Origin of the sequence: Nonomuraea thailandensis, from assembly GCF_024172165.1 — a bacterium.
Taxonomy (GTDB): Bacteria; Actinomycetota; Actinomycetes; order Streptosporangiales; family Streptosporangiaceae; genus Nonomuraea; species Nonomuraea thailandensis.
This window is the reverse complement of record NZ_JAMZEB010000002.1, coordinates 12,404,363-12,418,800: the sequence shown is the minus strand read 5'-3', so window position 1 is coordinate 12,418,800 and position 14,438 is coordinate 12,404,363. Positions and strand designations below refer to the sequence as shown.

The following is a 14,438-nucleotide window of genomic DNA, read 5'->3' as shown; positions in this document are numbered from 1 at the left end:
GTGCGGGGGCGGCTACGGGTCTACCTCGGGGCGGCGCCCGGGGTCGGCAAGACGTACGCGATGCTCGGCGAGGGGCGCAGGGCCGTCGAGCGCGGCCGGGACGTGGTCGTGGGCCTGGTCGAGACCCACGGCCGCCCCCGCACCGCCGCCCTCCTGGAAGGCATGGAGATCGTCCCCCGCAGGATCGTCGTCCACCGCGGGGCCGGCTTCACCGAGCTCGACGTGGCGGCCGTGATCGCCCGCCGGCCGAAGGTGGCGCTGATCGACGAGCTGGCCCACACCAACGTTCCCGGCTCGAAGAACGCCAAGCGCTGGCAGGACATCGACGAGATCCTGGACGCCGGCATCGACGTCATCTCCACGGTCAACATCCAGCACCTGGAGTCCGTCAACGACGTCGTCCAGGAGATCACCGGGGTCCCGCAACGCGAGACCGTGCCCGACGAGGTCGTCCGCCGCGCCGACCAGATCGAGCTGGTGGACATGTCACCGGAGGCGCTGCGCCGCCGCATGGCGCACGGCAACGTGTACGCGCCGGAGAAGGTCAGCGCGGCCATGTCGAACTACTTCCGCGTCGGCAACCTGACCGCGCTGCGCGAGCTCGCGCTGCTGTGGGTGGCGGGCAAGGTGGACGACCAGCTCGACCGCTACCGCGCCGACCACGGCATCGCCACCACCTGGGAGACCCGCGAACGCGTCGTCGTCGCGCTCACCGGCGGCCGGGAGGGGGACACGCTCGTCCGCCGGGCCGCTCGCATCGCGGCCCGCACCAAGGGCGCCGACCTCCTGGCCGTCCACGTGACCAGCGCCGACGGGCTGGCCGGCGCCGACCCGGCCAGCCTGGCCCGCCAGCGCGCCCTGGTCGAGAGCATGGGCGGCACCTACCACCAGGTCGTCGGCGACGACGTCCCGCGCGCGCTGCTCGACTTCGCCCGCGGCGTCAACGCCACCCAGCTCGTCCTCGGCGCCTCCCGGCGCGGCCGGTTCGCGCAGATCCTCTCGCGCGGCGTGGGGGTGGAGACCACGAGCCGGTCGGGCTCGATCGACGTGCACCTCGTCACCCACGAGGAGGCCAGGAAGGGCCGGAGAAGGCGCGAACGCGCCCGGGCCGCCCTGACCCGCGAACGCCGGCTGGCCGGCTGGGCCGTGGCGGTGACCGGCATGCCCGCGCTGACCGCCACGCTCGCCCCCTTCCGCGACGTGCTGCAACTGCCCAGCGAGATCCTGCTGTTCCTCTGCCTGGTCGTGGGCGTCGCCCTCATCGGCGGCATGTGGCCGGCCATCGTCGCCGCCGTCGGCGGCTCCCTCCTGCTCAACTGGTTCTTCACCCCGCCCATCGGCCGGATCACCATCGCCGCCCCGGAGAACCTGCTCGCCCTGATCGTGTTCGTCCTGGTCGCGGCAGCCGTCAGCACCATCGTGGACCTGGCCGCCCGCCGCACCCGCCAGGCCGCCCGCGCCGGCGCGGAGGCCGAGGCCCTGTCCACCCTGGCCGGGCACGTCCTGCGCGGCGAGGCCGCCCTGCCCTCCCTCCTCGGCCGCCTGCGCGAGACGTTCGGGCTCGACTCCGTCACCCTGCTCGAACGCATCGGCGAGCCCACCCCGGACGACCAGGCCCAGCCCGGAGCCTGGCGCATCGTCGCCACCTCCGGCGGCACCCCCTGCACCGCGCCCGCCGTGGCCGACACCGACGTCGTGATCAGCGACGACCTGGTGCTGGCCGCCCGCGGCCGGCTGCTGGACGCCGGCGACCGCCGCGTGCTGGAGGCGTTCGCCGCCGAGGCCGCCGTCGCGCTGCGCCAGGAACGCCTCCAGGAGGAGGCCGAGCTGGCCAGACCGCTGGCCGAGGCCGACAAGATGCGCACCGCGCTGCTCGCCGCCGTCAGCCACGACCTGCGCACTCCTCTGTCGGCCGCCAAGGCCGCCGTCGAGAGCCTTCGCAACCAGGACGTCACCTGGACCGACGAGGACCGCGACGAGCTGCTCGCCACCGCCGACGAATCCCTGACCCGGCTCGACCGGCTGGTGGAGAACCTGCTCGACATGAGCCGCCTGCAGGCCGGCGTCCTCGGCCTGTCGCCGCAACCCGTCGCCCTGGAAGAGGTCGTGCCCCGCGCCATCGACGACCTCGGCCCGCTGCGCGACCGCGTCGAGGGCGACATCTCCATCGACCTGCCCGACCTCGTCGCCGACCCCGCCCTGCTGGAGCGCGTGCTGGTCAACCTGATGAGCAACGCCGTCCGCCACAGCCCGCCGGACCGCAGGGTGCTCATCACCGCCAGCCGGCACGACGACATGGTCGAGATCCGGGTCGTCGACCGCGGCCCCGGCATCCCGCCCGAGCACCACGAGCGCGTCTTCCTGCCCTTCCAGCGGCTCGGCGACCGCGACAACGGCACCGGCGTCGGGCTCGGCCTGGCTCTCTCGCGCGGGCTCACCGAGGCCATGGGCGGCACCCTCACGCCCGAGGAGACCCCGGGAGGTGGTCTCACGATGATCGTCAGCCTGCCGATCCACTCCAGGGCGGCACGGCCTTCCTCGGCACCCTGACCGTCCGGACCGAGCCGGTCCGCCCCAGCCTCGGTTAGGGCACATGCCCGATACCTTCGGATGACCCGCGCTTCTACCGTCTTGACCAGTACCAAGGGGAACAAGACGAGGAGCGTGGCGGCCATGGAACTGGCCATCGAAGTGGAAGGACTGGTCAAGTCCTTCGGCCGGGCCCGGGCACTGGACGGGCTGGACCTGAGCGTACGAGCGGGCGAGGTGCACGGCTTCCTCGGCCCCAACGGATCCGGCAAGTCGACCACCATCAGGACCCTGCTGGGCCTGCTGCGCGCCGACTCCGGCCGGGCCGTGCTGCTGGGCGGCGACCCGTGGCGCGAGGCGGCCGCGCTGCACCGGCGGCTGGCATACGTGCCGGGCGACGTGAGCCTGTGGCCGGGCCTGACCGGCGGCGAGGTGATCGACCTGCTCGGCCGGCTGCGCGGCGGCCTGGACCCAGCCCGCCGGGCGCAGCTGCTGGAGCGCTTCGAGCTGGACCCGCGCAAGAAGGCCAAAACCTACTCCAAAGGCAACCGGCAGAAGGTCGCCCTGGTGGCCGCGTTCGCCTCCGACACCGAACTGCTCGTCCTAGACGAGCCCACCTCCGGCCTGGACCCGCTGATGGAAGCGATCTTCCAGCAGTGCGTGACCGAGGAGAAACAGCGCGGCCGGACCGTCCTGCTCTCCAGCCACATCCTGTCGGAGGTCGAGGCGCTGTGCGACCGCGTCACCATCATCCGGCGCGGCCGCACGGTCGAAGCCGGCCCCCTGTCCCAGCTGCGCGGCCTGGCCCGCAACCGCGTCACCGCCGAGCTGGCCTGCCCGCCCAACGGCCTGACCCGGATGCCGGACCTGCACCAGGTGCGGGTCCACGGCAACCGGATCTCCTTCGAGGTCGACCGCACCCGGCTGGACGCGGCACTGGCCGAGCTCATCCGGGTCGGCGTACGCGACCTGACCTGCACCCCTCCCTCACTGGAGGACCTGTTCCTGCGCCACTACAACAGCACCAAGGCGGAACGATGAACGGCACCTGGACCCTGACCAAACTCGTGCTCAGGCGCGAGCGCTTCATCGCCCCGCTCTGGATACTGCTGCTGGCCGCCCTCGCGGCCGGACAGGTCCAGCGCTACGCCACCGCCATCCCCGACATCGCCGCCTTCGCCCGCGAGATGGCCGCCAACCAGGCCCTGACCGCCTTCGCCGGCCAGGTGCACTCCGCCACCCTGGCCGGCATGGCGGTCTGGAAGAACGCCGACGCCATCTACACCATCCTCGGCCTGATCATGATCCTCACCGTCATCCGGCACAGCCGCGGCGAAGAGGAGTCCGGCCGCGCCGAACTGGTGGGCGCCGGCGTGGTCGGCCGCCTGGCACCACTGACCGCCGCGCTCGCCGTCACCTGCGGCTCGGCGGTGGCCGCCGGACTGCTCACCGCCGCCGCCATGACCGCCACCGGCGCCGACCCCGGCGGCTCCCTCGCCTTCGGCGCCGCGATCACCGCCGCCGGCCTGGTCTTCGCCGGCCTGGGCGCGGTGGCCGCCCAGCTCACCCAGACCGCCCGCACCGCCGTCGGCGTGGCCGCACTCGGCCTCGGCCTCAGCTACGTCCTGCGCTTCCTCGCCGACGGCAGCGGCCTGACCGCCCTCAAGTGGCTGTCCCCGCAGGGCTGGTCACACCTGGTACGCCCCTACGGCGACGACAACGTGGCCGTGCTGCTGCTCAGCCTCACCTTCACCACCACGGCCGTCGCCCTGGCCTACCGGCTGCTCACCCGGCGCGACCTCGGCCACGGCCTCATCCCCGAACGTCCCGGCCCGGCCTCCTCCGACCGGCTGCGCAGCCCGCTGAGCCTGGCCTGGCGGCTGCAGAAGGGCCTGCTCGGCGGCTGGATCGCCGGATACGCCATCGCCGGGCTGGTCCTCGGCGCCCTGGCCACCTCCATCGAGGAGGTCGCCCGGCAGGGCGCCGCCGTCGAGGAGTTCTTCCGCCGCTACACCGCCTCCCCCGAGGCCACCATGACCGACGCCTACCTGTGGCTGATCGTGCTCAGCCTCGGCTACGTCTCCGCCCTCTACCCACTGCTGGCCCTGCTACGGCTACGCAACGAGGAGACCACCGGCCACGCCGAACTGCTCCTGTCCGCCCCCGTCTCCCGCCTGCGCTGGGTCACCGGCCACCTGCTCTTCGCCCTGGCCGGAACCGTCCTGATCCTCGCCGCCGCCGGCCTGACCATGGGCCTGGTGGCAGGAGCCCCCGGCAAGGTCCTCACCGGAGCCCTGGTACAGGCACCCGCCACCTGGATCCTGGCCGGAGCCGGAGCCCTCGCCTTCGGCCTGCTCCCCCGCGCCGCCGCCGCGATCTCCTGGACGGCCTTCCTGTTCGTCAACCTCTTCGGCGAAGTGCTCGGCCCGATCCTCGGCATCGACTACTGGATCGCCAAGTACGCCGTGCCCTACCCCAACCTGCCCATGGTCATCTCGGGCGAGCCCTTCACCGCCACCACCGTCCTGATCATGGCCGGCATCACCACCGCCCTCACCGCGACCGGCCTCGCCGCCATCAGGCGCAGAGCGGTCGGCTGAACGATCGGCGTGGCGCGATCCCGTCCGGCTCACCGGGCGGGATCTGCGCGCGTCAGCCCCGCATGAGGCTGGCGAGGCGGTCCCAGGCCGGGGACGAGGCTCCGGGCTGGGACTGCTCGGCCAGCCGGGCGACGGCCTCGCTGTGGACGGGGCGGGCCTCGGATCGGCTGTGGTGCCGGGCGTACCAGCTCCGGGTGCGGTCCGCCAGGGCGGGCAGGCGGGGATCGTCCGGCGGCCAGCCGTAGGCGGCGTCATGTTCGAGGTAGAGGGCGCGGAACTCGGGGTCGCCGAGGAGCTCGCGCTTCTCGGCGACCCACACGGAGGCGTCCTCGGGCGAGGCGGTCTGCATGAGGATCCAGCCGTCGCGCTCCAGGCTGCGCTGGCGCTCGCTCACGCCGGCCCGGCTCAGCTCGTCGAGGAAGTCGGCCACCTCGGGAGAGACGAAGAGCCGGTCGCCGCCGCGCAGCTCGGCGAGTTGCTCGCGGGTTCGCCGCAGCCGCGCGATGCGGTCATCCAGGTCACGGTCGATCTCGGCGATGGCCGCCGTGAGGGTGTCCGTGTCGGCGTCGAGCAGGTCCTTGATGCGGGCCAGGGGCACGCCCGCCTGCGCCAGAGTCCTGATCTTGACCAGCTCGATCGCGTGCTGGGCCGTGTAGCGGCGGTAGCCGGAGGAGTCGCGGGCGGGCTCGGCGAGCAGGCCGCGCTCGTGGTAGTGGCGGATGGCCTTGGTGGTCACTCCGGCGTAGTCCGCGAGCCGGCCGATCGTGAACATGCCGGACATCCTCCCACTCCGTCGGATCAGGCCCGCCGGGCCAGCCGGCCGCCGCCGTTGCGGAAGCGCGCCTGCCCGTCGCGGACGTCATGGTAGGAGACGAGCAGCAGCCGCAGGTAGCCGTCGAACGCCTCCAGCGGGAAACCGGCGGGCGCGAACAGGCCGGGCCGGATCGCCACGTAGCGCTGCGGCGGCGCGGAGGTGGTGCCGCCCGCGAACTCGGTGAAGACGCGCTCCTGCGAGGGGTCCGCCGGCTCGTACGTGGTCCGCTCCTCCAACTGGCCGTCGACGATGCTGACGTCGATGCGGAGCTGGTCGGAGCGGTAGGTGCCCACGTACGGGGTGAGGTCGACGTCCTGCTCCGTCTCCGTGATCAGCGTGGGGATCGCGACGCCGAGATGCTCGGTGAGCAGCCACTGCAGGAGCTGGTCCTGCAGCATGATCGCGCCGGGGGTGTTGCCGAAGGAGGCGAGGACCAGGTCGTGCTCGGGGATGACGCACAGCAGGGACACCCCGCCGGGCGACGCGCCGGACATGGCCAGGACGGTCGTGTCGCCGAAGGGATAGCACACCCAGCCCATGCCCATCGGCGGGGTGTTCGGCGACCCCATGTCGTACGAGATCTGCCGCATCAGCGCGGTCGAGGCGGCGGACAGGACGCGCGTGCCGGAGGGGGACACGCCGCCCGCGAGGTGGGTGCGCCCGAACGCGAGCAGGTCGGCGACGGTGCCGATGGGCGTGCCACCGGCCGGCCCCCAGGTGTCGGGCAGCGTGAACATGCCGGTGGGCCTGGCCTCCATGGTCTCGGGGTCGGGGAAGTGGCCGATCGCCGTGCCGCGCAGGATGGCCTGCTCGGCCGAGGTGCTGGAGTCGTGCATGCCGACGGGGGTGTAGATGTCGCGTGCGAGCAGTTCGGGGAACGGCAGGCCGGTCACCACCTCCAGCAGGCGGCCGGCGACGATCATGCCGCCGTTGGAGTAGCTGAGCTGCTCGCCCGGCTCGAACAGCACGCCGCAGGCGCCCGCCAGCCCGGCGACGTACGTCTTGAGGGCGTCGCGGCCCTTGGCGTCGGGGAAGTACAGGTCGGCGTCGATGCCGTTGGTGTGGGAGATCAGGTGCCGGACGAGGATCTTGTCCGCCGCGCCCGGCGCGTTCAGGGCGAATTCCGGCAGGTACGTCACGACCGGCGTGTCGAGGTCCAGCACGCCCTTGTCGACCTGCTGCAGGACCAGCGTGGTGGTCAGGACCTTGGTGACGGAGCCGAACAGGAACCCGGTGTCCTCCAGCATCGGCGCGCCGGTGGTGAGGTTCGCGGTGCCGTGGGCGACGACGATCTGCTCGCCGCCCTGGTGGACGCCGGCGACGAACCCGGGGACGTGGTTGGCGGCGCAGTAGGCGGCGGCCTGCTCGCGGATCCGGGCCGCGGCGGTGTGCAGTGCGTTGTTGTTCATGGGGACGATCGTCGAACCTTGCCCCTGGGGCAAGGTCAACCCCCGCACCGGGAAATCCCCTCAGAGGTCGCCGCAGCCCGGCCTGACGGTCCCGGCGACCGGCCTCGGCGGTGCGGCGTTCAGAACCGGAAACGTACGATGCGGGTGGATCGCTTCAAGCCCGGCAGCAGGTTCATGAGCCGGTACGCGCGGCGGACGTTCGCGGGGGCCTTGGCCATCAGGATCGGCGAGTCGGACAACGGCGCCTCGTCGACGTACCGGAGCCGGGGGTGCCACTGCGCCAGCGCGGCCGGATCGTCGAAACCGCAGTGGAAGCGGGCGTCGTACTTGCGCAGCGTGGGATCCCACTTCGAGGTGCGCCACGCCCAGACCGGCACCGTGTCGAGCTGGATCTGGCCGGTGGGGAAGGCGTCGACGACGCCGGTCAGCAGCCGCCGGACGTCCGGCTCGGTCAGGTAGGGCACCAGCCCCTCGGCGATCATCAGCACCGGCCGGCCGCGGGGCACACGTTCCAGCCAGGCCGGGTCGGTGACGCTGGAGCCGATCACGGTGTGGTGCTCGCGCGGCGGCAGGAACTGCTGCCTCAGCTCGATGACGGCGGGGTAGTCGAGGTCGTACCAGTCGACGGTGGCGGGCGGGTCGATCCGGTACACCCGGGTGTCGAGCCCGCACCCCAGGTGCAGGACCACCGCGTCGAGGTGATCGGCCAGGAAACCCCGGGCCCAGTCGTCGTGGGCCTTGGCACGGACCACGGCCACGAGGCCCATCTGGCTGGTGCCGAACCGGCGCTGGTCGTAGCCGGGGTCGAGGCGGCGCATCACCTCCTCGGCGCGCTCGTCACCGAGAATCGGGTCCGGCAGCCGGTTGTCCAGGGCCTTGGCCTTGAGGACGGGGGTGAGGGTCTTCTGCACCCCGACGAGTTCGCTCTCCTTCACACCAGCGACGTTATGCCGTGGACGGCCGCGTGTGCATGCCGCGCTGCCGGCCGCCGGCTCCGGCAGGCTGTCGCCCGGCGATCCCCTCGACGGCCGGGCCAGGAGACCGCCCTTGTCCAGCATCCTCCCCCCGCCGTCACCGTACGCCGCGACGCCGGGTGCCGACCGGAGCCCGCGCCGTCTCCCGTGTCTCGTACGCGAGTTCCTTCGTCGCGGGCGGAGGACGGTGCCGCGGCATGCGTCCCGGCATCGCCTCGCCAGGTGGCCGGCGCCGGGATCAGCGGAACACGACGCAGTCCGCCCGGTTGTCGAGGCCGCTGTTGCCCAGGTCGCTGTCCGACGTCCATGGCTGGGACACGTACTGCCCACCGGTGCGGTCGGTGGTGAGTCCACGACCGCATCGACCATCGCGCCGCGCGTGGCCTTCTCAGGGACTCGACGGCACCGGATGAAAGAGATGGCGGTCAGGCGGGCTCCTGGCGTCCCCTCGTCGAGCTCGTGATCAGACGGCCTCCGGTCACGCTGCCCGCCAGCAGTACGAGCCCGGACAGCACACCACTCACGAACGGCGTCCAGTCCGCGGCGGACGTCCACGCCATCGCGAAGCCCGCCACGCCGAGCAGCGCGAGCACCGCCCCCGGAACGGCGATGACGCGGTCCTTCCAGATCGGGGCCAGGGCGAGGAAGTGCACGCCCACCACGAACGCCACCCAGGCCACGTTCGCCTGCGCGGGCGCTCCGAGGGCGGCGAGCACCGGGATGCCGCCGAACAGCAGGACCGCCTCGGCGGCCACCACCGCGAGGTAACCGGGGGTGAACATGCTCTTCGGCCGGGAAGAGCCCTGGCCGCTCGCCGCGGAGGCGGGGACGGGGGCGGTTCGTTCGGCGCGGGCCGTGGCGAACCACAGGACGAGCACGAACCCGGCCGCCAGGACGGCGATGATCCGGAGCACGGTCGCCACCGCGCTGTTCAGCGGCTCGTGCGCGTTGACGAGAACGAAAACGGCGCCGAAGACCGCGCCGACCAGCAATCCTGTCATGCGTTGCATGTCGATCATTCAACTGTGTTCCGGACCGCCTCCGCATGGGCCCTGGACGGAGGACGAGGTGGGCCTGGCCCTACCCGCCCCACGCCATGCTGTACGGCTCCGGCTTCACGACCTCGACCGGCGGCGGAACCAGTGGCGGCGCGTCCGGACGAAGGTCACGACGAACAGCACCTGTATGCCGCCCTCGACCAGGATGAGCAGCGCGGCGTCGACCGCGGCGAGGAGGGGGCCGCCGTGGAACCCGGCCCACAGGGCGGTCAGCGCGTTGGTCAGCCCGCTGACGATGATCGGGGCGCCGTAGAAGGCGAAGACCGTCAACGTGACGGAGCTGCCCAGCGCGAGGGCGACGGCGTAGATCCGCACGGCCCGGCGCTCGTGGACGGCGAGGTCGCCGGTGGGGTCGCCGGTGGGGTCGGTCGCCGGCGAGCCCGGCTTCCTGAGCGGTGCCACCGCCCTGGCGAGCAGGTACCGGACGTATCGCAGACCGTCGCCGAACAGGTCCTTGCACCGGAGCAGGTCGCGCAGCACGAAGTAGAGGTCGGTCCGCATGTAGATCTGGGCCTGGAGGGGCAGGCACAGCAGCGTGGTCAGGATGAAGGCCCGCAGCAGCGCCTCGGTCGGGCCGGGCAGCGGCAGGTAGGCGACGGCCAGCACCATCGTCGCGATGAGGAACACGTCGGACGCCATCCCGGCCAGATACACGCGGTACCGGTGCCGCCGGGGAACTCCCCAGATGGCGGTGACGTCGGTCTGCACGACGAGGTAGTGCAGCCTGGTGCCGAACCCGATCCTCGCCGGCGCGCCGAGCGAACGCGCCGCGATCAGGTGCATCAGCTCGTGCACGCTCGCGACGAGAGAGAAGAACGCCGTGTTGACCAGCACGGACAGCCCGGTGTAGCCGCTCCAGAAGAAGTCCCGGTGGTGGGGGAACAGGCTGGGCCGGGCGAGAACGGTCAGGGACGCGGCCGCGACGACGGCGACCCAGAACAGCTTCATCGGCCTGGAGAAGACCCATCGGACGTGCCGCTCGGTGACGCCCTCGAAGTGGCCGGCCACCGGCGCCGACTCCGGGCCGGGGAGCGCGCGCCCGTCGATCTCGGCCACGAACGCGAGGTCGGCGAGCGAGTCGACGAAGTCGGCCACGTCCAGCTCGACGTCGTGCTCGGCGGCGATCGCGGCCTCGACGTCCGCGACCGGCCGCCCCTCGCGGAGCAGCCGGATGACCTCCCCGCACACCGCGGGCAGCTCGACGAACTCGCCGAGGTCCGGGCGGCCGACGATGACCGCGTCCGGGTCGTCGTCGTCGGGACGGACGACGAGGTGGTGGAACCGTACGACGCTGCCCGCGCCGGCCTCGGCCGCCTGGGCGCTCACCGTGTCCCCGGCCCGCAGACCGGGCACGCGTCGTCACGCGGGACGTCGATGGAGTACTGGTGGTCCCAGACGGCCAGGTTCCAGTGGAAGACCCTGCCGCGGGTCTGCGCCGGCAGGCCGCCGAGCTGGTACAGCACCTCCAGCGCGCACAGGTGGCCGCTGATGTTCGCGCTGGCGGCGACCACCGCGTTCGGCCGCGACTCGGCCAGCAGCCGCCCGAGCTCCTTCTCCTTGCGCGCCTCCTCCTGCCGGTCCAGGCAGGCCCAGCAGCCTGTCTCCCCGGGCACGAACGAGCCCACGACGACCATCGGCCCGGTGTACAGGCTCATGAACCACGGGGTGCCGGTCCGCAGGGCCGCTTCGTTGGTCCACTCGACGATCTCGGGGTGCGGTTCGTCAGCACACAGGACGAACACGTCGCAGTCGGTCATCAGCTCGGCGACGTCGCCGGGGCCGCCCACCTTGGTCTCGCTCCCGGTCACCAGGACCGAGCCGTTCATCGCCCGCAGCCGGGCGGCCGCCTGGCCGACCTTGGACCTGCCCACGTCGGCCTCGGCGTACAGGAGCTGGCGGGTCAGGTTCGACTCTTCGACGTCGTCGAAGTCGGCGATGCGCAACGCGCCGATGCCGCTCGACACCAGCCCCGCGGCGACGGCCGATCCGGTGCCGCCCACGCCGAGCAGGCTCACCCGGGCGTTCCTGATCGCGGACTGGACGTCGTGGGGTGACGTGCGCGGCGAGGTGTCGATCCAGCTGAAGAAGTGGCGTGCGGACTCGTACCGGGCGACCTCCCGCTCCGTGAGGTTCGCCGGCACGGGGGCGCCGGCGTCCTCGACGAAGCCGCTCTCGACCAGGTCTTCGATGACGGCGCGCACGCTGTCGTCGTCCACATCGGGGTGGGTCTTGCCGAAGTCGGCGCAGATCTCCCCGACGGTCCGGGTGCCGTCCATCAGGGCCAGGATCGTGGCGATGCTGCCGTCCTCGTCGTCGGCTATCTCGGAGGCCACTCCGAACTGGGACAGCCCGATGACGATGCGGTTGCCGGGCAGCACGAACGGCTGGTGGACACGTTTCACCCTGGGCAGACGCACTCGGCCACCCTCTCCTTCACACACTGGAGGCGGAACCGGCCGGACCACGGCCGGCCGGTTCCGCGTGTCCGTGAATCAGCCGCTGGCTCCGCCGCGGTTGATGGTGGTTTCGATCTTCTCAAGCTTCCTGATCTTGACCTCGAGCTTCTTCTTCTTCATCGCCATCTCCTCGCTCTCGATCGCGAACCGGGTGACTCCCGAGAACAACCGGTGCAGGCAGCACAGGAAACACGAGTCCCGCTCATCACCGTTTTACCAGCAAGATCATCACACGCGGCAAGCACGACCGTCAATGTCGCCCACCGGCCCGGGCCGCGGGGAGGCCGCCGTCCCTGGGCACACCGGCGGGGCCTTCCAACGATCCCGGCGCGTGGCGTGGCCGACTCCGCCGTCCTACCCTTTCTCCCGCCTTCGCTCGACATTGACAGGAATCGGTGAAGATCCGTAGCGTGTCGAGCAAAGGCCGATAATAATGGACGCCATCAGGCGTCCCGCGGAAAGGAAAAGCGTGCGACGCAGATTGGCGCAAGCAACCTCAACGCTTATGGCAGCGGCATTCCTGACGGCCGGAGGAGCCTTCCTCTCCGCCGCTTCCGCGGAGGCCGGGTCAACGCGGCAGAGCCACGCCGCGGCCGGCTGGTCACCGTACAAGAATTACGCCACCCACGCGGCCTGCCAGCGAGAGGGCGGCGAGCTGCTGAACGCGGGCATCATCCAGGACTACGACTGTTCATGGGACAGCCCGTACTGGCTGCTCAGCGTTTACAGATAATCCCGCGGCAACCGATCGAGGATGGCGGGCCACGCCCGCCACCCTCGATCGCGACCTGCGGCCCAGTTATTCGATACGTACGCGCAACAACCAGTACGGGCTGTCCCACGAGCATTCATAGGCGATGACGACCCCGCCACCGAGCATTTCCCGGCCCTGCTGACGGCAGGCCTCATAAGTGGCGTAGTTCTTGTAGTCCACCCAGACCGCGGCCGGGGCCACCACGTCTGCCCGGTGTGCGGTTTCGGCTTGCGCGGAAGCGGTTGCGAGGAAGGCTCCTCCCGAGGTCAGGAATAGTGCTGCCAGGAGCGTTGAAGCGACTTTCGCCAGTCTGCGTCGCACGCTTTTCCTTTCCGCAGGACGCCCGATAGCGCCCGTCATTTCGACCTTTGCCTCGACACGTTACGGATCTTCACTGAAGCATGTCAACACCGGGATTCGAGCGCTTCACATCACCCCAAGAGCCACGTCGACGGCAGGAGTCATCAAGACAAGGCCGCCCATATGATGATCTTGATCATCAGTCTTGGATCTTGACCCTCAGCAGGGTCCGCGGCCGGGGCGCCTTCCACGCCCTCCGCGCCGCCGTGCTCGACATGGTGGCCCTACCGGCGGGCGGGGCGACCCTGCTGAGCGCCGCGGTGGGTGAGGCGCATCCTGCTGGCGTGGCCATCGGGCCGGCCTGCGCCAGTGTGCCCTCCCTGGCGCTCATCCGCCGCATGCGCGAGCGTTCGGCAGTGCGGCCACCCGCTTGATCAGCCACTTCGCCTGTGCCCGGGCGGGCAGCGGGCCGGTGCGCCCCCCGCCTTCCAGCGCCGATTCGAAGACCACCACCTGACCTCGCCTCAGCTTCGCGCCGGCGCCGGGGGACGGCCAGAACGCCGACGGTCAACGCCGGCAAGATCAATGCGTACCACACGGGCTCACCCCGGCCGCCACCGTCTCCGGACGGCTCCCGCTGAAACTTTCCCCGGCCGCAACCCCTCCACCAGCACCGTCATCGGCCGCTGCCGCCGCGCGCCCTCCCCGGAGCGCCGGATGGCATACCTTACTCCCGCTCACCCCCGCTCGCGTCAGAGGAGTCGCCGTGCGTACCTGGCCTGCCCGCGTCGTTGTGTCCCTCCTGCTGGTGCCGCTGGCGGCCCCCTCCGCCTCGGCGCAGGCGGAGGCGCGCCCGTGCGCGAAGGCGAACCTGCTGTTCTGCGAGGACTTCCAGGCCATGCCGGTCGGCGGCGCCAGCAGTCTCCGCTGGGGAATCGACACCGAGCACGGCACCCTCACCGTCGAGCGCGCCGGGCGGCGGGGGGAGAAGGTGCTGCGGGTGCACACCGAGGGCAACGGCCGCGCGTTCCTGAAGGTGGACGACTTCGCCGCGCCGGGCAACAGCTTCTACGGGCGCGTACGGTTGCGGGTGAGCGCGTTCCCCACCGCGCCGGACTGGGCGCACTACACGCTGGTGGAGGCGACAGGCGACGGGCCCGAGATCGTCCGCCCGCTCGGCGGCCAGTACGCCCCGCCGCCCCACAGGGGAGCCGCCTACTGGGGCGTCGGCGCGGACGGCGGCCCCACCGGGGACTGGACGAACTGGCGGGCCACCGCCCCCTCCGTCGCCGGGGCCTGGACCTGCGTGGAGTGGCACATGGACGCCACCGGCAACCGGGTCTCGCTGTGGTTCGACGGGGTGGCCAAGCCGGAGCTCACCGTGTCCACCCGGGAGCACGGCGGCAACCCGGTGGACTTCGTCTTCCCGCGGTTCGACACGGTCAAGCTGGGCTGGCAGCTCTACCAGGAGAACCCGGCTCCGGCCGGCTACGACGTGTGGATGGACGACATCGCGCTGAGCGGCCGGAGAGTGGGCTGCTGAC

13 protein-coding genes are annotated in these 14,438 nt (G+C 71.7%); 6 read left to right on the top strand and 7 right to left on the bottom strand.

From position 1 onward, the window contains the following. From HD597_RS61790 to HD597_RS61780, 3 genes are all read left to right on the top strand, one after another. Entirely contained in the window at positions 1–2,550 is a 2,550-nt protein-coding gene (locus HD597_RS61790; RefSeq protein WP_308210945.1) for a DUF4118 domain-containing protein, read from the top strand. 123 nt (positions 2,551–2,673) lie between these two features. After that, positions 2,674–3,570 (top strand): ABC transporter ATP-binding protein, encoded by an 897-nt coding sequence (locus HD597_RS61785; protein ID WP_253758646.1) that lies wholly within the window; start codon positions 2,674–2,676, stop codon positions 3,568–3,570. Next, a complete protein-coding gene (locus HD597_RS61780) occupies positions 3,567–5,129 on the top strand; it encodes an ABC transporter permease (protein ID WP_253758644.1) in 1,563 nt (520 codons plus the stop codon). The genes HD597_RS61785 and HD597_RS61780 overlap by 4 nt, the downstream gene beginning before the upstream one ends. Positions 5,130–5,181: 52 nt before the next feature. Here HD597_RS61780 and HD597_RS61775 read toward each other — a convergent pair whose 3' ends face one another. From HD597_RS61775 to HD597_RS61750, 6 genes are all read right to left on the bottom strand, one after another. Next, positions 5,182–5,901: a MerR family transcriptional regulator gene (locus HD597_RS61775; protein WP_253758641.1), complete on the bottom strand. Its 720-nt coding sequence runs from the start codon at positions 5,899–5,901 to the stop codon at positions 5,182–5,184. A gap of 26 nt (positions 5,902–5,927) precedes the next feature. Further along, positions 5,928–7,352, bottom strand: a complete 1,425-nt coding sequence (locus HD597_RS61770) for a serine hydrolase domain-containing protein (protein WP_253758639.1) — start codon at positions 7,350–7,352, stop codon at positions 5,928–5,930. 119 nt (positions 7,353–7,471) lie between these two features. Continuing rightward, entirely contained in the window at positions 7,472–8,287 is an 816-nt protein-coding gene (locus HD597_RS61765) for a class I SAM-dependent methyltransferase (protein ID WP_253758637.1), read from the bottom strand. A 464-nt stretch (positions 8,288–8,751) separates the two neighbouring features. Continuing rightward, complete coding sequence (locus HD597_RS61760; RefSeq protein WP_253758635.1) at positions 8,752–9,327, bottom strand: hypothetical protein; 576 nt, start codon at positions 9,325–9,327, stop codon at positions 8,752–8,754. A 114-nt stretch (positions 9,328–9,441) separates the two neighbouring features. Then, on the bottom strand, positions 9,442–10,737 hold the full coding sequence (locus HD597_RS61755) for a hypothetical protein (RefSeq protein WP_253758633.1): 1,296 nt from the start codon (positions 10,735–10,737) through the stop codon (positions 9,442–9,444). After that, positions 10,707–11,801 carry a TOMM precursor leader peptide-binding protein gene (locus HD597_RS61750; protein WP_253758631.1) on the bottom strand — a complete coding sequence of 365 codons (1,095 nt, stop codon included), beginning with the start codon at positions 11,799–11,801 and terminating at the stop codon, positions 10,707–10,709. The genes HD597_RS61755 and HD597_RS61750 overlap by 31 nt, the downstream gene beginning before the upstream one ends. Positions 11,802–12,345: 544 nt before the next feature. On the opposite strand from HD597_RS61750, the gene HD597_RS61745 reads away from it, so the two are divergent. Beyond that, positions 12,346–12,573, top strand: a complete 228-nt coding sequence (locus HD597_RS61745) for a hypothetical protein (RefSeq protein ID WP_253758629.1) — start codon at positions 12,346–12,348, stop codon at positions 12,571–12,573. A 66-nt stretch (positions 12,574–12,639) separates the two neighbouring features. On the opposite strand, the gene HD597_RS61740 is transcribed toward HD597_RS61745, so the two are convergent. Next, positions 12,640–12,915 carry a hypothetical protein gene (locus tag HD597_RS61740; protein ID WP_253758627.1) on the bottom strand — a complete coding sequence of 92 codons (276 nt, stop codon included), beginning with the start codon at positions 12,913–12,915 and terminating at the stop codon, positions 12,640–12,642. A 191-nt stretch (positions 12,916–13,106) separates the two neighbouring features. Between HD597_RS61740 and HD597_RS61735 the strand changes: the two genes are divergently transcribed. Both HD597_RS61735 and HD597_RS61730 read left to right on the top strand, forming a co-directional pair. Further along, positions 13,107–13,328, top strand: coding sequence for a hypothetical protein (locus HD597_RS61735; protein WP_253758626.1), 222 nt, complete (start codon positions 13,107–13,109; stop codon positions 13,326–13,328). A 332-nt stretch (positions 13,329–13,660) separates the two neighbouring features. Beyond that, entirely contained in the window at positions 13,661–14,437 is a 777-nt protein-coding gene (locus tag HD597_RS61730; RefSeq protein ID WP_253758624.1) for a hypothetical protein, read from the top strand. Position 14,438 lies beyond the last annotated feature (1 nt).